19 protein-coding genes are annotated in these 21,402 nt (G+C 41.2%); 13 read left to right on the top strand and 6 right to left on the bottom strand.

The annotated features are described in order from the left end of the window. Positions 1-105: 105 nt before the first annotated feature. The 4 genes from SST62_RS0101080 to SST62_RS0101065 all read right to left on the bottom strand — a co-directional run bounded on the left by SST62_RS0101080 (position 106) and on the right by SST62_RS0101065 (position 3,706). Positions 106-1,824: a phospho-sugar mutase gene (locus tag SST62_RS0101080; RefSeq protein ID WP_029185965.1), complete on the bottom strand. Its 1,719-nt coding sequence runs from the start codon at positions 1,822-1,824 to the stop codon at positions 106-108. Between the two features lie 89 nt (positions 1,825-1,913). Further along, on the bottom strand, positions 1,914-2,483 hold the full coding sequence (locus SST62_RS0101075; RefSeq protein WP_029185964.1) for an ECF transporter S component: 570 nt from the start codon (positions 2,481-2,483) through the stop codon (positions 1,914-1,916). Beyond that, positions 2,470-3,018, bottom strand: a complete 549-nt coding sequence (gene coaC / locus SST62_RS0101070) for a phosphopantothenoylcysteine decarboxylase (protein WP_029185963.1) — start codon at positions 3,016-3,018, stop codon at positions 2,470-2,472. The genes SST62_RS0101075 and coaC overlap by 14 nt, the downstream gene beginning before the upstream one ends. Beyond that, positions 3,011-3,706, bottom strand: coding sequence for a phosphopantothenate--cysteine ligase (locus tag SST62_RS0101065; protein WP_029185962.1), 696 nt, complete (start codon positions 3,704-3,706; stop codon positions 3,011-3,013). Before SST62_RS0101065 ends, coaC begins: the two co-directional genes overlap by 8 nt. Positions 3,707-4,005: 299 nt before the next feature. Between SST62_RS0101065 and SST62_RS0101060 the strand changes: the two genes are divergently transcribed. Further along, complete coding sequence (locus SST62_RS0101060; RefSeq protein WP_029185961.1) at positions 4,006-5,676, top strand: formate--tetrahydrofolate ligase; 1,671 nt, start codon at positions 4,006-4,008, stop codon at positions 5,674-5,676. A gap of 43 nt (positions 5,677-5,719) precedes the next feature. On the opposite strand, the gene SST62_RS0101055 is transcribed toward SST62_RS0101060, so the two are convergent. Together SST62_RS0101055 and SST62_RS0101050 are read right to left on the bottom strand one after the other, a co-directional pair. Then, positions 5,720-6,529 (bottom strand): PrsW family glutamic-type intramembrane protease, encoded by an 810-nt coding sequence (locus SST62_RS0101055; protein ID WP_029185960.1) that lies wholly within the window; start codon positions 6,527-6,529, stop codon positions 5,720-5,722. An 18-nt stretch (positions 6,530-6,547) separates the two neighbouring features. Next, on the bottom strand, positions 6,548-7,213 hold the full coding sequence (locus tag SST62_RS0101050; protein ID WP_228376830.1) for a type II CAAX prenyl endopeptidase Rce1 family protein: 666 nt from the start codon (positions 7,211-7,213) through the stop codon (positions 6,548-6,550). Between the two features lie 199 nt (positions 7,214-7,412). Here SST62_RS0101050 and SST62_RS0101045 point away from each other — a divergent pair, with 199 nt between their 5' ends. The 12 genes from SST62_RS0101045 (at position 7,413) to SST62_RS0100990 (ending at position 21,396) form a co-directional block, all read left to right on the top strand. Continuing rightward, positions 7,413-8,060 (top strand): response regulator transcription factor, encoded by a 648-nt coding sequence (locus tag SST62_RS0101045; protein ID WP_029185958.1) that lies wholly within the window; start codon positions 7,413-7,415, stop codon positions 8,058-8,060. 1 nt (position 8,061) lies between these two features. Further along, on the top strand, positions 8,062-9,411 hold the full coding sequence (locus SST62_RS0101040; RefSeq protein WP_029942429.1) for a sensor histidine kinase: 1,350 nt from the start codon (positions 8,062-8,064) through the stop codon (positions 9,409-9,411). A 108-nt stretch (positions 9,412-9,519) separates the two neighbouring features. Beyond that, complete coding sequence (locus SST62_RS0101035; protein WP_029185957.1) at positions 9,520-10,845, top strand: FAD-containing oxidoreductase; 1,326 nt, start codon at positions 9,520-9,522, stop codon at positions 10,843-10,845. Between the two features lie 227 nt (positions 10,846-11,072). After that, positions 11,073-14,120 carry a DEAD/DEAH box helicase family protein gene (locus tag SST62_RS0101030; RefSeq protein ID WP_029185956.1) on the top strand — a complete coding sequence of 1,016 codons (3,048 nt, stop codon included), beginning with the start codon at positions 11,073-11,075 and terminating at the stop codon, positions 14,118-14,120. 7 nt (positions 14,121-14,127) lie between these two features. Continuing rightward, a complete protein-coding gene (locus SST62_RS0101025; protein WP_029185955.1) occupies positions 14,128-15,744 on the top strand; it encodes an HsdM family class I SAM-dependent methyltransferase in 1,617 nt (538 codons plus the stop codon). Continuing rightward, positions 15,737-16,975 (top strand): restriction endonuclease subunit S, encoded by a 1,239-nt coding sequence (locus SST62_RS1000000112845; protein ID WP_032499272.1) that lies wholly within the window; start codon positions 15,737-15,739, stop codon positions 16,973-16,975. Before SST62_RS0101025 ends, SST62_RS1000000112845 begins: the two co-directional genes overlap by 8 nt. Positions 16,976-16,981: 6 nt before the next feature. Further along, positions 16,982-17,944, top strand: coding sequence for a DUF6731 family protein (locus tag SST62_RS0101015; protein WP_029185953.1), 963 nt, complete (start codon positions 16,982-16,984; stop codon positions 17,942-17,944). 8 nt (positions 17,945-17,952) lie between these two features. Then, on the top strand, positions 17,953-18,501 hold the full coding sequence (locus SST62_RS0101010) for a hypothetical protein (protein WP_029185952.1): 549 nt from the start codon (positions 17,953-17,955) through the stop codon (positions 18,499-18,501). A gap of 59 nt (positions 18,502-18,560) precedes the next feature. Further along, positions 18,561-19,568: a Fic family protein gene (locus SST62_RS0101005; RefSeq protein ID WP_029185951.1), complete on the top strand. Its 1,008-nt coding sequence runs from the start codon at positions 18,561-18,563 to the stop codon at positions 19,566-19,568. Between the two features lie 57 nt (positions 19,569-19,625). Next, positions 19,626-20,243, top strand: coding sequence for a DUF5052 family protein (locus SST62_RS0101000; protein ID WP_029185950.1), 618 nt, complete (start codon positions 19,626-19,628; stop codon positions 20,241-20,243). Next, positions 20,244-20,753 carry a GNAT family N-acetyltransferase gene (locus SST62_RS0100995; RefSeq protein WP_029185949.1) on the top strand — a complete coding sequence of 170 codons (510 nt, stop codon included), beginning with the start codon at positions 20,244-20,246 and terminating at the stop codon, positions 20,751-20,753. Continuing rightward, entirely contained in the window at positions 20,743-21,396 is a 654-nt protein-coding gene (locus SST62_RS0100990; protein ID WP_029185948.1) for a DNA alkylation repair protein, read from the top strand. The genes SST62_RS0100995 and SST62_RS0100990 overlap by 11 nt, the downstream gene beginning before the upstream one ends. The last annotated feature ends 6 nt before the right edge of the window (positions 21,397-21,402 follow it).

The raw sequence follows: 21,402 nt of genomic DNA, 5'->3' as shown, positions 1-21,402 counted from the left end.
GTGTCCTGATTGGACATAGGCAATAACGCGTTTTCTAAAATCAATTCCGTAAGTCATAAGTCTATTTTATCATATATTAAATAAAAACTAAACAACTATAAATGATTACCCAACAAACTCGTTGATTTCTTTTTCGATGTTGGCGATTTTTTCTTCTGCTTCAGCAAGGGTTTCACCAACCGTTGCGATGTAGAATTTGATTTTTGGTTCTGTTCCCGAAGGACGAACTGCAAACCAAGAATCATCTGCCAAGGTGTATTTCAAGACATCTGATGGAGGAGTAGTGAGTTTTTCAACGTTTCCATCTTTGTCTGTCTTAGTTTGAAGGGCAAAGTCTTCAAAGACTGCGATGTCCGTTGCGTTGAATTGTGCAGGTGAGTTATCGCGGAATTTAGCCATGATTGCCTTGATTTGCTCTGCACCGTCTTTACCAGAAAGGGTAACTGAGATTGTTTTCTCAGCAAAGTAGCCGTATTCTTTGAAGATTTCATCGATACCATCGGCCAAGGTCATACCACGTGAACGGTAGTAGGCAGCAATTTCAGCAACCATAAGCACAGCCTGGATAGCATCCTTGTCACGCACGAATGGTTTGATGAGATAACCAAAGCTTTCTTCAAAACCAAACATGTAAGTGTGGTTGTGTTTTTCTTCGAACTCTTGGATTTTCTCAGCGATGAATTTGAAACCAGTCAAGACGTTGAACATGGTAGCACCGTAGCTTTCAGCAATCTTCGTTACCAACTCAGTGGATACGATTGATTTAGCAAGGGCAGCGTTTGCAGGAAGTGTGCCTGCTTGCTTGTGGGCCTCAAGGATGTATTTAGCAATGATAGCGCCGATTTGGTTACCAGAAAGGTTCCAGTATGAACCGTCAGCTTGACGAACTTCAACACCAACACGGTCAGCGTCAGGGTCAGTTGCAAGAAGGACATCTGCACCGACTTCACGGCCCAATTCTTCCGCAAGGGCAAAAGCAGCTTGGCTTTCTGGGTTTGGTGAAGCGACAGTAGAGAAGTCAGGGTCAGCAGTTGCCTGTGCTTCAACAACTTGGACAGACTCAAAACCAGCCTGTGCAAGGGCACGACGAGCCAACATTTCACCCGTACCATGAAGCGGTGTGTAGACAATCTTCATGTCTTTACCGTATTCAGCAATCAATTCAGGGTTGATGTTGAGGTCTTTGAGTTCTTCAAGATATTTAACGTCAGTTTCTTCGCCAAGAACTGTAATCAAGCCATTTTCCTTGCTGGCTTCAAGGTCAGCCAATTCAACTGCAAATGGATTGTCGATGGCACGGATGAAATTGGTCAATGCATCTGCATCAGCTGGTGGCATTTGTCCGCCGTCTTCACCGTAAACCTTGTAGCCGTTAAATTCTTTCGGGTTGTGGCTGGCAGTCACCATGATACCTGCGATGGCATTGTAATGACGAACAGCAAATGACAACTCAGGAGTTGGACGAAGGCTTTCAAATACATAAGATTTGATACCATGCGCTGCCAAAACTTGAGCTGATTCAAAGGCAAATTCTGGAGAGAAGTGCCGTGAGTCGTAAGCGATGGCAACACCACGTTTTTTAGCTTCTTCACCTTTTGATTCTACCAATTTTGCCAAACCTTCTGTGGCTTGACGAACGACGAATACGTTGATACGGTTAGTACCAGCACCAATATAACCACGCATACCCGCTGTACCAAATTCAAGGTTTGTATAGAAGGCATCTTCTTTGGTTTTTTCATCCATTGCGACTAATTCTTCACGCAAGTAATCTGGAAGGTCCGCAAAGTCGAGCCATGTCTGATAGTTTTCTTGATAAGTCATCGCATATCTCCTTAAAATTTTTCTATTAAACGCTTTCATTATACCATTTTCAAAAAAAAAAATCACGCTTTCACGTGATTTTCTGATATTTATTTTTTAACTTTCTGTAAAACTGGAACGATAGCTATGGTTAAGAGACCGGAGATGGTTAATTCTGCAATAGAATTGAATGAGACGATACTAGCTAGTAACAATTTTATATCCCCCGCATATACATTAGAAAATAGGAAGAAGATACCAGTCAAGACAAAAATTGTATTTGTCAAGGTACCAGTAAGACCTGCTAGTAGGAGCCCCTTTTTGTTTTTCATCAATTTGTAAACAAAACATGGTGTAACTCCGATTAAAATACGTGGAACTAAGGCAATCAGGATAGAATTGAAGTTTCCATGTTCTACGAAAGGAGAGAAAACATAACTCATCGGTGAAAGGATTATGCTATTGCGGATGATACTCATTATTCCCATAAAACCACCCAGTTGTGCCCCTAAGCGTGGACCGTAAAGAATGGAAGCGATGATGATGGGAATATGTGTAATAGTCGGTTTTATTGGCAAGATAAAATTAGCAAAAATCATCTGACTGACCACTTCAATGACAATCATGATTGTTAGAAATATTGCAAGAGTCGCAACGTCCCTGGATTTATTTGTTTTCATTTAGAACCTCCATTACTTTGTTAAGAATCACATCAACCTCGGCCAGAGCGCCTGTACCAAAGTCGCCGCAAGCAAGCAGGGCTTCACGCGGTTTGATTTCCTCAAAACCATACTCTATGAGGGTTTTGATATTTTTCTGGGTAGCAGGATTGAGGTACATGTTAGTATTCATAGCAGGTGCCAGCAGTTTTTTAGTACCAATTGGCAGAGCCAGGGCTATTGCAGTAATAATGTTGTCAGCCATACCATTAGCTAATTTAGCTATCGTATTGGCAGAAGCAGGGGCAAGTAAAAATAAGTCTGTTTCTTTGGCAATATCGATATGCTTGATAAGAGTAGGATTTTCTTCAATCATGACATCTGTGTGAACCAGATTTTTTGACAAGGATTGGAGAGTCAAAGGTGTGATGAAGTCCATAGCAGAGCGACTCATGAGGACTGTAACCTGATGACCGAGCTTGGTCAATTGACTGGTTAGGTCAGCTGCTTTATAGGCTGAAATAGAGCCAGTAACGGCAAGTGTGATATTAGCCATTTTTTTCTCCTTTTTCTAGGGTATTTAAAATGAGCTGAGCAATTTCATCTTTTGTCTGTGCTTGAATTTCCCTTGTTTTATCAACTAAATAGGCAATGTGTTGATTTTCTCCAATATCCTTCAAGTCATTAGCAAGTATATAATCAGAGCCATTTCGTTCAATGCTTTGGCGAGCTACGGCAAATAATTCCTCCTTAGGAACATTAACCAATAGTTTGAAGCCAAAGAGTGTGATAGCTGGATTCCATTTTTTTACATAGGAAATGACCTTGGGAGTTTTTTTCAAGAAAAGAACTTGGTAGTCATCCTTGGATGAAATCTTACTTTCTGTATTCTGTTTTTTTAGTAGACTAGAGATATCTTCAGTTGCTCTTAGTTCATCTAAACCAGTCATATAAACAGGTGTATAATCGGATACAGCCATGCTATGAATCAGGGCCTGATGGGTTTTGACTAAAGGTTCTAATGTTTCTTTCAAACTATCAACATTTGTGATTTCGATAATGGTTAAATTCTTCTGAGAATTTGGTTTAACAGCCTGTCTTGTAGTCACAAGAGTAACTTCATGACCACGTTTCAAGGCTTGTTCGGCAATGATTTTTCCAAGATTTCCAGAAGCATGGTTTGTAATAGCGCGGACTTGATCGATAGCTTCGCTTGTTCCGCCTGATGTAATCAATAGTTTCATGTTCATATTTTACTAGAATTTCTATTTTTCGTAAAGTTTGCACTAACTCATTTGCTAATAAATCTGTGACACTGGAAAATGATAACACTAATAAAAAATATAAGGATCAGTCTTAGACGGAAGTGTAGAGCGATGATATGATGAGAATACAGTTTTTTAAAATTTGTATCTGTTTAAGTGAGGGAAACTGTAGTTTTTCTGAAAATTCCGTACGTTAGTGAATAAATAGTAAAAAATATGCGAAAATAAGTTGTGGTATGGTATAATGTCCATAAAAAATAAGGAATTTAGGAGCTCTCATGAAAACAGATATTGAAATTGCACAAAGTGTGACCTTGAAACCTATCACAGAAATCGTTGAAAAAGTCGGTATCAGCTTTGATGATATTGAACTTTACGGAAAATACAAGGCAAAATTGTCTTTCGATAAAATCAATGCAGTCAAGGAAAATGCGCCTGGTAAGTTGATTTTAGTAACAGCTATCAACCCAACACCTGCTGGTGAAGGCAAGTCAACTATTACCATCGGTTTGGCTGATGCTTTGTCTAAAATTGGAAAGAAAACCATGATTGCCCTCCGTGAGCCTTCTTTGGGACCTGTCATGGGGATCAAAGGTGGGGCTGCAGGTGGTGGTTTTGCTCAGGTCTTACCAATGGAAGATATCAACCTGCATTTTACAGGGGATATGCACGCCATTACTACGGCTAATAATGCCCTGTCTGCCTTGATTGACAACCACATCCACCAAGGGAATGTGATTGGGATTGATCAACGCCGTATTATCTGGAAACGTGTTGTGGACCTCAACGATCGTGCCCTTCGTAAGGTAACAGTTGGCTTGGGTGGTCCGCTCAATGGTATTCCGCGTGAAGATGGATTCGATATTACCGTAGCTTCTGAAATCATGGCGATTTTGTGCTTGGCGACGGACATCAATGACTTGAAAGAACGTTTGGCAAATATTGTTATCGGTTATCGTTTCGATCGCAGTCCTGTCTACGTGCGTGATTTGGCGGTGGAAGGTGCTTTGACCCTTATTTTGAAGGACGCTATCAAACCAAACCTTGTCCAAACCATCTATGGCACGCCAGCCTTTGTCCATGGTGGCCCATTTGCTAACATTGCTCATGGCTGTAACTCAGTCCTCGCTACCACAACCGCTCTGCGATTGGCCGACTATACCGTCACAGAAGCAGGCTTCGGGGCTGACCTTGGAGCAGAGAAGTTCCTCGACATTAAGGTGCCAAACTTGCCTAAGGCTCCTGATGCTGTGGTGATTGTAGCGACCCTGCGTGCGCTTAAAATGCATGGCGGAGTGGCTAAGACAGAACTTTCTGTTGAAAATGTAGAAGCTGTCAAAGCTGGTTTTGCCAACCTCAAACGTCACGTGGAAAATATCCAGAAGTATGGAATTCCAGCGGTGGTTGCTATCAACGAATTCGTCTCAGATACTGCTGATGAAATCGCTGCTTTGAAAGAACTGTGTGCTGAAATTGGCGTTCCTGTCGAGTTGGCGAGCGTTTGGGCAAATGGCGCTGATGGTGGTGTTGAGCTAGCTGAAACAGTCGTTGCCACTATTGAAAATAATGTAGCCAATTACCAATGTCTCTACAAGGCTGAAGATAGCTTGGAAGAGAAAGTGACTAAGATTGTTACACAAATCTACGGCGGTAGAGGAGTTGTCTTTGAGAAGAAGGCTCGTAACCAGCTGGCTGAATTTGCTAAGAATGGTTGGGATAAGTTGCCAGTCTGCATGGCCAAGACTCAATACAGTTTCTCAGATGATCAGTTTGCCCTTGGTGCACCGACAGGATTTGATATTACAGTCCGTGAATTTGTGCCAAAATTGGGAGCAGGCTTCATCGTGGCTCTGACAGGTGATGTCATGACCATGCCCGGTTTGCCAAAAGCTCCCGCAGCTCTCAACATGGATGTGGCAGCAGACGGGACGGCTATCGGCTTGTTCTAACAAGAATGAATATAAAAAATCCGCTCAAAGGCGGATTTTTTGTCTATTCAGATAGTTTCTCAACCGTTTGATAGGCAAGTAAGCCAAGTAGGATACTAGCCAGCGGAAGCAGTGATGTCATAAAGCCAGTATTCAAAGGCGAATTGAAGAAGAAATGTAGGCCTAGACTGGCAAGGAGCCAGAACGCTCCTTGGGCTTTGGATAGACTTTTCTCCTGACCAAGCAGAGCAACTAGACCAACCGCAAAGAGTAGGGTAAATACCCAGTGGGTCCAGCCAGCCTGTCCTACCCGACCGATAATGGTTTCAAATCCATCCAGTTTACCCACAAACATATCTCGGAAGGTAAACATGATATCTTCAACAATTTGGAAACTGAGACCTGCAATCATACCGCTGACCAAGGCATCTTTTACAGTCATTTTTCTCGCAATCAGCAAAACCAAGAGGACAACCAAGCCCTTCCCAAACTCTTCCGCAAATGGTGCAGATACAGCAGCACCCCAGTCATAGCGAAAATCATCGCTGACCTTAACGATTTCAAGCAAAAAGTAGCCAATGGCTGTGTGACCAATGTCAGAAAATGCCACTCCAGCAGTCAGCCCCAAAAGCCAACTCAAATGACTGACTTTTTTGGAAATAGCATAGCGCTTTTCTAAGTGACGGATGAGGACCAGTAAGGGAAGGAGATAGAGGGCTACCAGTGAAATGGTTAGTAGAAAGAGAGGATATTTTTCTTCCATGCCATTCGGCTTGGCTAGTTCATCAAAAATCATCTTGCAACCACTGACAAAACCAAGGCTGGCAAGAATAAGGGCAAATTGACTTTTATAGGTATTCCATAGGTGTTTCATAAGATTCCTTTCGTATGCTTAGTAAAGAAGATAAGACAAGACTGTCAGACCAATGACATCAGCCAGACTATGAGCTAAAAAGAAGGGGAGCAGATTGCGGGGCTGGAGTTTTTGATAGAGAAAATGAAAGAGAAGCCCCACAATCAAGCCAAGCCCAATTCCAGCTACCAGACCTTGGTAGGTATGAAAACTAGACCGAATCAGGAGCGAGAAGGGAAGAATCCACTTCCTAGCCTCTGGTTTGACCATAAAGCATAGCCCAAGAAAAAAGATTTCCTCGTAAAAGCCGTTGAGGAGAGAGTAGGCTAGTAGGGTGATGTCTATATTTGGAAAAAGGCTGAACATGGAGGGCGTGACTGGACTTGTCAATTGATAAGTCAGCAAGTGAAACAGGTCCATAGAAAGAGCCGCCAATCCGAAAATTACTAGAGCCTGTAGGGGAACCCAAGGTGTCCAGAAAATGTGTTTTTTCAATTGAAACATATCCACCTTCCGCCAGATAAGATAGGCGAGGGCTAAGCCAAGCCAGACCAACTGGATCAGCAAGGCCTTGATATTGTCTAGAGCTGTAAAGGTCAAATTCTCCGCCAGGCTGGTTTGTTGGGTGAAAAGGCCGATACACTGTAAGGTCGAGTTGATGATTCCCTCTCCGAATAAAATCACAGCCACAACTATCAAATCCACTGGAGAAATATCCTTCTTCTTTTCTTTTAATATAAGTATCCTTTCTAGTTTCTATACTCAGTTTAGCAGAACCAACTATTCTCACCCTACCCGTCATCTGTTTTTTATCTGTTTTTTGCAGCGATTGTCAAAAATTAGTTGAGCCCTCGGACAAATAAGCCTATAATGGAGAGAAGAAGAGAAAGAAAAGGGAGCAAGTATGGCACGCATTTTGGTACTAGAAGATGACCCTGTTATCAATCAGGTTGTCTGTGAATTTTTGAAGGAAGAGGGACACGAGGTCTTGAGTTTTGTCAATGGCAGAATAGCTTATCAAGCCAGCCAAGAGAGCCAGTTTGACCTCCTTATTCTAGACATCATGGTTCCCGAGATGACAGGCTTGGAAGTCTTGCAGGAAGTTCGGAAAACTTCCGCAATTCCTATTCTCATGCTGACAGCCTTGGGAGATGAGTGCACCCAGCTACTTTCTTTTAATCAGCAGATTAGCGACTATGTTACCAAACCCTTTTCTCCCCTTATTCTGATGAAACGGGTTGAGAATATTCTCCGTCAGGAATGTCAGACGGATCAACTGGTGGTGGGGAACATCAGCCTATCTGAAAAAACAGGTATGGTTTATGACCAGGGCAAGCTGGTTTCCTTGACCCAGAAGGAGTATGCCATTCTACACTATCTGATTAAGCACAAGGGCCAGATTGTCGGTCGAGACGGCCTGATGTTAGATATCTGGGGCTATACAGAGTTGGATAGTCGTGTCCTAGACAACCACATCAAAAATCTACGCAAGAAATTACCAGACCTTCCCCTAAAAACGGTCATTGGCCGTGGTTATCAGTTGGAGACCTAAGATGAAACTAGCCAAAAAGCAATTCCTCATCGTAACCCTAATGGTCAGTCTTACCTCACTTATCTTGCTTGGCCTGCTCTACTATGCCATGCCTATCTATTACAATCAGGTCAAGAAGGACCAGCTCAGACAGGAATATAACCAAGTTCTTACATCCCTAGAAGGTCAGGACCAGGCAAGGATTCTCGCCAGTTTGACCGCCTACGACGAAAATTCCCCCGACCTACTTTTGACCCTCTATTCTGCCGATCAGGAGATTATCTATCCTTCGCAGGAAGAGAGCAGTCAGGAGCGGGGAAGCAGTTATCTGGAGCAAGGCCAGTACGATGAGATTGGCTCTTGGTCGGCTCTTGTCACTACAAAAGAAGGCAAGGAGTTGGTTCTCACAGCCGAATATGGTTTTTATACCCTATCAGGAGTCAGTCAAACCCTCTTGACCTTCTATCCCTTTGTGCTCCTCTTGATTATTGCCCTAGCCGTGACCTCGGCCTTTATTTACAGCCACTTCTCAACTCGTAGGATTGCCCACCTCTCTGCGACGACACGGCAAATGCAGAGCTTACAAGCAGGTCTGGCCTGTCAAGTGACGGGTCGTGATGAGATTGCAACCTTGGCCCTGGACATCAATCATCTTTATGGAAAATTGCAGAGCAGCATAGAAGAGTTGCGGGAAGAAAACGAGCGTAGCCTGGTGCGTGAGAAGGAGAAGTCTGACTTTCTCCGTATGACCTCGCATGAACTCAAAACGCCCATTGCCAGCATGACTGGTCTGGTTGAGGGGATGCTCTATAATGTCGGGGATTTCAAGGACCATCAGACCTACCTAGCCAAGTGTCGTGATATCCTAGCTGAACAAGCAACCCTCGTTCAGTCTATCTTAGAAGCTACCACAGTGGATATGGCTATAAAAAACAAGGAAGAAGAAATTGCCCTTCATCGTCTGCTTGAAGAAATCCTGCCTTCCTATGTTGACTGGGCACTGTTAGAAGGTTATCAGTTTCAAACTGACTTGGAAGAAGTCTTTATTCATGGGAATCCGATCTACCTGACCAAGGCTCTAAAAAATATCCTGGACAATGCCTTTCGTTATGCTAGTCCGCAGGCAAACATCAAACTCAAGCTCCAGGCCAATCAGCTTTTAATAGACAATCAGGTTTCTCATTTGCTCAGTCAGGAAGAACTTGACCAGGTTTTCCAGCCTTTCTACCGACCAGATTACAGTCGCAGCAAGGAGGACGGAGGGACAGGGATTGGACTCTACCTGGTTAAGCAGATTTGGGACAGTCACCAGTTTTCCTATGACTTTTTCCCGCTTGATCATCATACCATGCGGTTTGTCATTCGGTTTTAAGACATGAAATTCCTTATTTTCAAGGGATTTTTGTCATCCGTAGCAGAATTGTGCCAAAAAAAATCTTTTTTGATAGACTAAGGTTGAAAACATTAAAAGGAGTATCTTATGGAACAATTTGATTTGTTAGTCGTCGGCTTTGGTAAAGCTGGTAAGACCTTGGCAGGTAAGCTGTCAGCAGCTGGGAAGAAGGTTGCCTTGGTGGAAGAAAATCCTGCTATGTTCGGTGGGACTTGTATCAATATCGGCTGTATTCCAACCAAGACCCTCTTGGTCGCAGCAGATAAAAACTGGACTTTCGAGCAGGTCATGAAGCAAAAGGAAACAGTCACCACTCGCTTGCGGAACAAAAACGAGGCAGTATTAAAAGGCAGTGGTGTTAGTTTGTACCAAGGACACGCGCGTTTTGTGGCGGATAAGGTTGTGGAAGTGTCAGCTGGTGAGGAATCCATCCAACTGACTGCGGAAACTATTGTCATCAATACAGGTGCTAAGTCGCGCGTGATTCCAATTCCAGGTTTGTTGGATACAGCTCACGTGTATGATAGCACGGGTATTCAAAACTTGGAAACTCGTCCTGATAAGTTGGCTATTATCGGCGGAGGCAACATTGGACTGGAATTTGCTGGACTCTACAGCAAACTCGGCAGTCAGGTGACGGTATATGAAGCTGGCTCTGCTATTTTACCAAGAGAAGAGGAAGTAGTTGCTAAGCTCGCCAAGGAGTATATGGAAGAAGCTGGTGTGACCTTTGTTTTGGGTGCGAAAATCGAGCAAGTAGCAGCTGCGGGCGAGCAAGTAGCAGTGACGGTTAATGGCGAAACGGCAGTCTTTGACGCTGTCCTCTATGCGACGGGTCGTGTGCCAAACACTGCTGACTTGGGCTTGGAACATACGGCGATTGAGCTTTTGGAAAATGGTGCTGTTAAGGTGGATGACTACTGCGAAACGACTGTTCCAGGTGTCTATGCGGTGGGAGATGTCAATGGCGGACCACAATTTACTTACACATCCCTAGACGACTTCCGTATCGTTTTTGGTAAATTGACTGGGACTGGTACTTACAACTTGAGCCAACGCAAGTCTATTCCAACCAGCGTCTTTATTACGCCTGTGCTGTCTCGTGTTGGTCTGACCGAGAAGGAAGCCATGGAAGCAGGTTACGACTATATTGCCAACGAATTGCCTGTTGCCAATATGCCACGTGCCCATGTCAATAATGATCTTAAAGGTATTTTCAAGGTTATCGTAGACAAGGAAAGTAGGCTTGTTCTGGGTGCCACACTCTTTGGTCGTAATTCAGAGGAGCTGATTAACTTGATTGCTATGGCCATTGACAACCAAATCCCTTACACCTACTTCAAAACGCAAATTTTCACCCATCCGACGATGGCTGAGAATTTGAATGATGTTTTTTCACTCATCGAAAATTAACACTATTCGGCGTCAACTTGCCTTGATATACTCAAGTATAATCTGCGACTTCGTTTCCTAGACTAGTCTTAATTTTCATTGAGTGATCACATTTCATTGATTGACCATTTTTCATCAAGAGCCCTTTTTCTTTGATGAACTGTGACCGTCCGAAAGGGCGGTTTTTTTGTCGGAAAGCCTTTGCAAATATGGTATAATGATTGATAAGAATAAACTAGGAGCTTTGTATGATGAGAAAGGAACACAATGAGTTTACAAGAGTGCAATTGCCTGCAGCTTTGCATTTGACTCGTCTTGGATATGATTATCTTTCAGCTACAAGTGAAGATATTAAAAACAGAGACCATTCAACCAATATCCTTGTTTCGATTTTTAAGCAACAGTTTTTAAGATTCAATAATTACGCAAGTGAAGCTGACTTTGAACGGGAATTTGAAAACATCCGTTTGGAATTAGACCAAGATGATATTGGACGTAGTTTTTTCAAGCGAATTCATTCTGACTCTGACTACACCTATATCAAATGGGACGATCTTGAAGCCAATACCTTCCATATCGCCTTGGAAGTTACTTGCCAAAATGGTGAGGATGAGTTCCGACCAGATATTACAGTCTTTATCAATGGTCTACCACTCAGCTATATCGAGGTCAAGCAACCCAATGCCATCCGAGATGGGAAAACGGGGATTCAGTCTGAAAAAGAACGGACCAAGTTCCGCTTTGAAAATAAAAAATTTAGACGCTTTAACAATATTACCCAGCTGATTTCCTTTTCGGATAATCTTCACTATAATGATAGCCAAGGTCAGCAGTTACAAGGCTCTTTTTATTGTAGCAATGCCTATTCTACTACCAAGTTCAACTCTTTCAAAGAAGAGGAAGGACACTTACAAGAGTGTTTATCTCCATTAGAGGAAGAGATGATTGATTTAGTTCTTACGGATGTCAAGCGATTTGCCCTCAAGTCACAGGCAGAATTTCTAACCAATTTGGATCCATTCAGCCCTTGTAATTCTTTCTTAACTTCCCTTTATCAGAAAGAACGGCTCTTTTTCATGCTTCGTTACGGTTTAGTCTATGTGGAAGAACGTGATAAAAACGAACAGGTTCAACTACAGAAACACGCCATGCGGTACCCGCAATATTTTGCGACCAAGGCGATTGAGAGAGAGTTGGAAGCAGGGATGAAGAAAGGGGTTATCTGGCATACACAGGGTTCTGGTAAGACTGCCCTAGCCTTCTTCAATATCCGCTATTTGAGGGACTTTTATGCCCAAAAAGGAATTGTACCGCAGTTTTACTTTGTGGTGGACCGATTGGATTTGGCTGATCAGGCATTTAAAGAATTTAGCAAGCGTGGTCTGAAGGTCAAACGCATTAACAAGCCTAGAGAGCTAAATCAGATCCAAGACCAATATGACGTGTCTGTTGTCAATATCCAAAAATTCAAAGAATCCTCTGATTTAACAGACCATTCTGGTTATGACTTAAATCAACAGAATATCTATTTCATCGACGAAGCGCATCGTTCCTACAATGAAAAAGGGTCCTATCTGCCAAATCTCTATAATGCAGATAAGCAGGCTATCAAAATCGCTCTGACAGGTACCCCTTTGATTGCTCCTAAGGCAGATGGAAAAACCAAGGAAACAGCTGTCACCACACGGGATATCTTTGGTGACTACATTCATAAATACTACTATAATCAATCCATTTCAGATGGATTTACCCTGCGACTGATGCGTGAGGACATCGAAACTTCTTACAAGGAAAACCTAAAAGCCATCCATGAAGAAATTCAAAAAGGCTCGATTGATAAGAAAGAAATATTTGCTCATCCTCGCTATGTCAGTCCCATGTTGGATTTCATCTTAGATGATTTTACAAGAGCACGGGATATTCTTTTTGGTGACCAATCAATCGGTGGAATGATTGTCTGTGATTCATCCGAACAAGCACGAGAATTGCACCAGCAACTAGAAGAACGGCGACTAGCAGGCCAGACCAGTTTCACTTCTACCTTGATTTTGCATGATGTGGGAGACAAGGACTACAAGAAAGAAGAGGTAGACAAGTTCAAGAAAGGGCTGTTCGATTTCGTCATTGTTTATTCTATGCTTTTGACAGGATTTGATGCCCCTCGTTTAAAACGCCTCTATCTTGGACGGAAAATCAAGGCCCATAATCTCTTGCAGACCTTAACCTGTGTCAACCGTCCGTACAAGGATTATGCTTTTGGCTATGTCATTGATTTTGCGGACATTTCCAAGGAATTTGACAAGACCAATAAAGCCTATCTGGAAGAACTCAATCGGGAATACCAGGCAGCTTTGACAGAAGAAGACGGAGATAATCCTTTTGCAACTATTTTTGTGTCCCCAGAAGAAGTCCAGGAACAGCTAGCGAGCTCTAACCGAGTTCTAATGAACTATCCGACAGATAACTTAGAATTTTTCGGAAGAGCCATCGATGAAGCCAAGGATAGGAAAGAGTTAATCGCCCTCCGAAAATCTCTTGAAACCATTCGTCAGTACTACAACATGGCACGTTTGCATGGCTACCACGATATTGTCAAACAGGTCAATATGGGAGAAATTGCTAGCCTTTTGAATATGCTATCCCGTCGTCTGTTGACCTTGAGTTTGTTAGAAAAACCAGATAGTTTCTCCAGCCAACAATTGCTGAATCTAGCCATGTCTGAAACCAGCTTTAGCTTTACCAAGATAAAGGAAGAAGAGCTACGACTTGCGGCTAATGACTTGGACGATATCCGACGCCGTGTGGCTAATGGTATCAATCTGCGGAGGGATGAGAAAGATCCAGAATGGGTCAGCCTGTTTGAAGAGTTTCAACGCGTTCTAAACAAACACATGACCCAAGAAGTCGAAGGGTACAGTCTAGCGAGAATCAAGGAGACCAAACTAGCCTATCAAAGTTTATTTGACTCTGTTGAGGATTACAAATCAAGAATGAACCGTTTGGCTATGAACTTTGGTGGAGATACTATGTCAGCCCGTACTTTCAAACGTGTCACCCAATCAACAGTAGTGAGTGATTTCCCAGCCATTTACCAAGTTCTTAAAGGTGCCAAGCCATTGATTGATTATCAAATTGGTCTCAATCAAGGTATTCTTGAAAACGAAGCCTTTTTAGAAGGGGAAATCAAACGCCTAGCCCGTGAAGAAATGAAGAAAACAGAAGAAGGTAGACAACTCAAACGAGTCGATTATGACAAGTTGATTCGTTCTCTAATGGAAGTCTATGAAGGAGAATAAAAAATAAATGGAAGAACATTATATCGTACAGGTACAAAGCCAGGTACAAGGGTTAGTTGATGACCTAAAAGCAGTCTTTACCCATGCAGGACTTGGAGGAGAGGCAGGAGAGTACAAACTCCTGACCCAATCTTTCCTTTACAAATTTTTGAATGACAAGTTTTTGTACGAAGCCCTGATCATAGACGAATCCTATGATTATCAAGGTCTTTCAAACTTGTCTGAGGAGGATTATGAATGGTTTTTAGATGATATCGGGACAAAAACAGCCCATCTAAAACCTGAACAACTGATTGAAAGCCTGCACCGCCAGCAGAACCAAGCAGACTTTGCGGAGATTTTTGAACAAACGCTCAATCAGATTGCCATTGATAACAATGCTATCTTCTCCGTTCATACAGACGGTGGAACGGATATTAGACTCTTTGACCAACGCTTGATTACGGATACCATTTCCGATGCCAGCAAGCGAAACGAGGTTGCGGCTTCCATTATCAATCTCTTGGTGCGTGTTAAGTTTGACCAGCAGATCTTTTCACAGGGCTTTGACTTCTTCTCAACCTTGTTTGAATACATGATTAAAGACTACAACAAGGACGGTGGTGGAAAGTATGCGGAATACTACACTCCTCACTCTGTTGCCAAAATCATTGCGGCGATTTTGGTGGGAAATGATCAGCCAAGTAACGTAAAAATCTATGATCCATCTGCAGGTTCAGGAACTCTTTTGATGAACTTGGCTAGCCAGATCGGTACCGACCGTACAAGTGTTTACAGTCAGGATATTTCTCAGAAATCTTCTAATCTTTTGCGCCTGAACTTGATTCTCAATGGCTTGCAGCACTCCATTCACAATATCGTGCAGGGAAATACCATTCTCAACAATCGTCATGTCGAGAAAATGGACTATATCGTGTCCAATCCTCCCTTCAAACTGGACTTTTCAGAGTGGCGGGATCAGGTAGAAAGTCTGCCAAATAGCAGTGAACGCTTCTTTGCAGGCGTTCCAAAGATTCCCAACAAGAAAAAAGAGAGTATGGCCATTTACCAACTCTTTATCCAGCATATTATCTATAGTTTGAAGGAAGACGGGCAGGCAGCTATTGTCCTGCCGACAGGATTTATTACCGCCCAGTCAGGTATTGACAAGAAAATCCGTCAGCACCTTGTCGATGAGAAAATGTTGGCAGGTGTTGTGTCTATGCCGTCCAATATCTTTGCGACCACAGGAACCAACGTGTCCATTCTCTTTATTGATAAGAAGAATAAGGACGATGTGGTCTTGATTGACGCTTCTAATCTTGGCACTAAGGTCAAGGAAGGCAAGAACCAAAAGACCGTCCTCAGTCCAGAAGAAGAAGTGCAAATCATTGAGACTTTTATTAAGAAAGAAGTTGTCGAAGACTTCTCTGTCAAGGTCAGCTATGAGGAGATTAAGGACAAGAATTACTCCCTCAGTGCCGGCCAGTACTTTGACATCAAGATTGACTACGTCGATATCAGCCCAGAAGAGTTTGAAGAAAAAATGCAGGGCTACCAAGACCGCCTAGCCAGCCTCTTTGCCCAATCGCATGAATTGGAAAAGGAAATAGAGAAGCAGATGAGGAGGGTGAGGTATGAGTGAGTGGAAATTAAAAAGTCTCAAGGATTTATCAGTTAGCATTACAAGTGGACTGACACCATTAAAAAGTAATTCGGAGTATTGGAATAATCCAGTTATTCCTTGGTTAAAAACGGATCAACTAGGTGAAAAATATATTTGGGATACGAACACAAAAATTTCAGAGATTGCTTTAGAAAAAACTAGTCTAAAACTATATCCCCCAAAAACACTATCTATTGCTATGTATGGGGAAGGGAAGACTAGAGGTAACATTTCAATAATAATGAAACCTATGGCAACAAATCAAGCATGTTGCAATATAATGATTAATGAAGAGAAAGCTGATTTTGAATATGTTTATTATTACCTGAAAACTCAGTATGAATCACTTCGGAATCTATCATCAGGGGTTAGAAATAACCTAAATGCAAATGATATAAAAAATTATGAAATTAGAATTCCAGAGTCACTAGTTGAACAAAGTAACATTTCGAAAATATTAAGTGTACTCGACCAAAAAATCGCTTTGAATAACCAAATAAACGATGAGTTGGAGGCGATGGCTAAGACCCTTTATGATTATTGGTTTGTGCAGTTTGATTTCCCTGATGAAAATGGAAAGCCCTACAAGTCCTCAGGTGGTAAAATGGTCTATAACGACCAACTCAAACGAGAAATACCAGAAGGGTGGGGAGTGAAGCGATTGGGGGAATTATCAACTTATGTTACCGATAAAATTAGTTCTGATGTTTTAAATTCAAAAAATTATATTGGTACAGATAACATGCTATCAAATATGAAAGGTATTGAGCAAGCAAGTTATTTACCTAACAGTACTTTGGTAAATAGTTATATCCCTAATGATATTCTAATTGCTAATATTCGTCCATATTTTAAGAAAATTTGGATTTCAGACCGTACAGGTGGTTGTAGTAGTGACGTTTTATGTCTCCGAGCAAATGATAAGGAAATCTGTAATTATCTATTTTATTCCTTGGCGAGAGATGATTTTTTTAATTATAATGTCGCAGGCTCAAAAGGTTCTAAAATGCCTAGAGGTGACAAGGCTCATATTCAAAAATATAGTGTCCTTTTTTCAGAAAAACATGCTTTAAAATTTTCTAAATTAGTCTCAAATTTTATTAGTCAAAAACATTTAATTTATAAACAAAACCAAGAACTGTCCCAACTCCGTGATTGGCTCTTGCCAATGCTGATGAATGGGCAGGTGAAGGTGGAGGAGGGAGATTAAAAGAATATGTCAATGAATCAAGTACTTGTAAAGTTTTTATACTTTCAACTAAAAGTTGATAGAACTGTTGATAATTCACGGAGAAAGATGCTTTTTGATTTAACGCAATTTGCTGAAAAGGTTAAAGAGTTAGATTTAGATGCTAGAAGTTGGAAATATAATGGTGATCCAATCAGATTGAAAAATTTTCGAGTTGATGAAAATGACTTGCTTTTAATGCAATTTAAACGATTGACCAACAATGCGATGCCCTATATTGCAAAGGCCTCAGAGGAAATCGAAAGAGATGTCCCATTAGATGATGATGAATTTATAGCAAATGATATAAATGCAATCTTTGACTTGAGTAATTCTGTTTTAATGTTGCAAAGAAACATTCACGCTTTATCACCGAAGGCGATCATACAGTATATCAATTATTTTTGGAATGAAGATAGAGCTGAAAATGAGTGGGAAGTTATTGAATTTATTCCAATAATAGATCCCAATATTTATGATTCAGCTGCGAGGAATAGTGACTTTAAAAAACTAACTGTAAAAACAGCAAATAAGTATAATTCAAAAAATGGGGTTAGAAATATGCTTAGTGATGCAGTGGATGGAGTTCTTGGTAATATTATTAGGGCCAGTCAACCTGTGAGTGGTTTAAATTTAGAGGTAACTTTCAGCACAGCACGATCAAAGGATGATACTTTGAATGATTCTGAGGTTAAAAAAATCATTCAAGAAATTCGAGAGCATGAAAACTATTTTGAAAAAGCAGAACTATCCATTATCAATAGCGGGCACATCGAAGTATTGAACCTATTAAATGCATTATTGTTAGAAAAAGAAAGATTTGAGCAACCGCCAAAAACTAGATTGCGATCGGATGTCGTACTAGATAGAATGAAATATTGCTATTTGCCTGCGAACGAGGGATTAAACAGAAAGTTAAAGATTAACTTAATGTTGCGAGATGGAAGTTGAGAAATCGTATGATAAAAGGAAATCGTTTCAATTATTTATACCCATGGATTATTGGAGTCCTATTATTGATAGTTGCTAAGATTTTAAAATTATCTGTAAAAATGAAAGGTTTTCCGGGGATCTTGGAATCAATTATTCAATTTTCAGGGTTGGTCATCGGATTTTATACTGCTATGTATGGTTTGGTTTTAGTGTCTTCAAATACAGAAATATTCCAAAAATATCAACAACAAGGAGTAGATAATATTTTTAGAAGTAATCTTAGAGATTCATTACGTTTTGCTTTCTTTGCATTCATAATGTCTGTTATAATGCAAGAGTTGAGATTTCATCAAGAATGTGTCAGAATACTGAGTATTACTACTTCATGGAGCCAGATTGGTTTTTATATTTGGATATTTATCGTTGGTGTTTTCTTAGGGACATCATATAGAACAATAAGATTATTATTGCAATTATTATTTAATCAGTTCCTTTCATCTGAAAAAGTATTAAGTACGACAAGTGGTGAAACTATCGATGAAAGAAAAGCAAGATTAGATAAATTAAGAAACTAGAACACCTAATAAATATGAGGTTTAATTTTTGTAAGAACAACCTTAATAGAAAGGTCATCATGCAACCAAACTATACTTTAACTGAAAAAATGATTAGTCGAGTAGCAGATATTTCTTCATTGACGACTCGCCTTGTTTTAGAAAAGCGCGATCTGCATTTACGAAAGGAAAACCGTATTCGCTCTATTCAGTCATCTTTGGCGATTGAAAATAATAGTTTAACTGTGGAACAGGTAACAGCTATCATTGAAGGAAAACGTGTCTTAGGAAGGCCGAAAGAAATTCATGAAGTTCAAAATGCTTATGAAGCTTATGAATTTGCTTTTGGATTAGACCCTTATGATATCAATGATTTCTTGCGTGCTCATGCTGCATTAACACAAGGATTAGTAAAACAATCAGGGAAATTCCGTACAACGGATGTGGGAGTCTATGACGGTGATGGAAATGTAGTCCATGTTGGTGCCCGACCTCAATTCATTAAACCTCTTGTTGAAGACTTATTTTCTTGGGCAAAACGGAGTGATTTACACGCCTTGATTAAAAGCTGTATTGTCCATTATGAATTGGAAATTATTCATCCTTTTGAAGATGGAAATGGACGCATGGGGAGATTGTGGCAAAGTTTGTTACTTTACCAATGGGAGTCAATTTTTGAGTGGATTCCAATTGAAACAGTAATCTATAAATACCAACAGGCTTACTATGATAGTTTAACAATCAGTAATACATCAGTTGATGCAACTGTTTTTATCGAGTTCATGCTTGATGCAATTTTTGAAACATTAGAAGAATATTCGCTCACCAATTCGCTCACTAATTCGCTCACCAATTCGCTCACTAATTCGCTCATTTTGAGTGAGCCGATTATGAGCGACAAAGAGCAGGCTGTATTTGAAAAGGTTGCTCTTTTTTTACGTCAACATTCGATTATCTCCAGTAGAGATTTACAAGAGGTAATGGGTTTCAGTCCAGCTACAGCTCGTCGATACTTGTCTCGATTCGAGGAATATGGATTTCTTCGATCCTCGGGCAGTACCAGGAAGAAGTATTATTCGCTGTCATAGACGGTCTCAAAAAAATTTTTCATGGTACAATAAGGTATCAACTATTGGAGGTTTTATATGAAATGGAATAAAAAGTTAGCACTTGGTGCTGTATTAGCTACCAGTCTAGTCACTCTTTCTGCCTGTCAATCAATTTCAAATTGGTGGAAAAATACCAAGGAAGAATGGATTGGCTTGGAGATGACGGTACGGACTTATGATGAAAATTCTCAGTTGATCGATGAAATGTCTGGTAAGTCCCTATCGATTTCGCGGAATCAGGAATTTGACTCGGTGGATGCCGAAGGCAATTCCAATGCGGATTCGTCTGTTTTGAAAGTCACACTTGGCAATTTTGAAATTGACCATGTCGGTTCGTCCTTGATTGCAGCAGAAGAAGGCTTGGAAGATTTGTTTGCCAAGTATCAAACCACAGTCGATATGTCCAATTACGATCATGCTATTCCTGTTGTCAATCGAATGGTCTCTAGCCTGAAAAATGATTTTACGGGTAAGGCTAAGGTGGTCTTGATTCGTTCGCAAAACGGAACCCCGCTTGCTACTTATGTAGGTGATAAAGTATCTCTTTATGCATCTGATGCACCTAAGACTTCTGAACTCTTGATTGATGGAAAACGGTTAATTATCTACCGTTGTGACTATACCATTTATGATAGAGAATTATTGGAGAACTAAATGATAGAAATTCGTTCAGCACGGCTAGAGGATGCTGCAGACCTGGTGGCAATTTATGCTCCTTATGTAGAAAAGACGGCTATTACCTTTGAGACTCAAGTACCGACTGTAAGTGAATTTGCAAGTAGGATTGAGAAGACTTTGGGGAAGTTTCCCTATCTGGTCGCAGTAGAAGAAGGGAAAATTCTTGGCTATGCCTACGCTTCGACCTATTATGCCCGAGCTGCCTATGACTGGACGGTGGAATTATCTGTCTATATCCAGCAAGAAGTACGTGGAAAAGGAATCGGATCCATGCTCTATGATGCCTTGGAAGAGGACTTGACGGCGCGTGGATTTAAGAACTTCTTGGCCTGCATTGCCCTGCCAAATCCTGCCTCCATTTCCCTCCATGAGAAGAGGGGCTACGAACAGGTAGCTCATTTTAAAAAAGTTGGTTATAAATTTGAGACCTGGCACGATATTGTCTGGCTCCAAAAATCCTTGGTAGGTGAGAAAAATGAAGATTGATGATTTAGAAAAACGCTTGTTGGCGGTGGCAGATGCCAGTCAAGCCCAGCCTATGAAGGCCTACATGAAAAATAACTTTGACTTTCTAGGCGTTCGGTCACCTGACCGTCGAACAGTTGCCAAGCAATTCTTCAAAGATTTTAAGGTTCCGGGGATTGATTGGGACTTTGTAGAGGCTTGCTGGGACAAACCCTACCGTGAATTTCAATATGTTGCCATTGATTATTTGGTCTCCAAGAAAAAAGACTTGGTTTTAGCTGATTTACCTCGTTTGAAAGAGCTAGCTCAGACCAAGTCTTGGTGGGATAGTATTGATGGATTAGATAAACTAGTCGGTAAGATTGTGTTGGACAATCCAGAGGCTAAGCAGGTGATGATTGACTGGAGTTTGGATGATGATTTCTGGTTGAGACGAATTGCCATTGACCACCAACTCTTGCAGAAAGAAAAGACAGATACAGAGCTGTTGGAAAAAATCCTGGTCAACAATCTCAATCAGACAGAATTTTTCATCAACAAGGCGATTGGCTGGAGCTTACGGGATTATTCTAAGACCAATCCTGACTGGGCGCGGACTTTTCTTGACAAATACAGTTCCCAAATGGCAGGCTTATCCATCCGTGAGGCTAGTAAGTATATTTAGGAGGAG

Source organism: Streptococcus suis YS56 (assembly GCF_000440115.1).
In the GTDB taxonomy this organism is placed as follows: Bacteria; Bacillota; Bacilli; order Lactobacillales; family Streptococcaceae; genus Streptococcus; species Streptococcus suis_L.
This window is presented reverse-complemented; position numbering and strand designations above follow the sequence as displayed.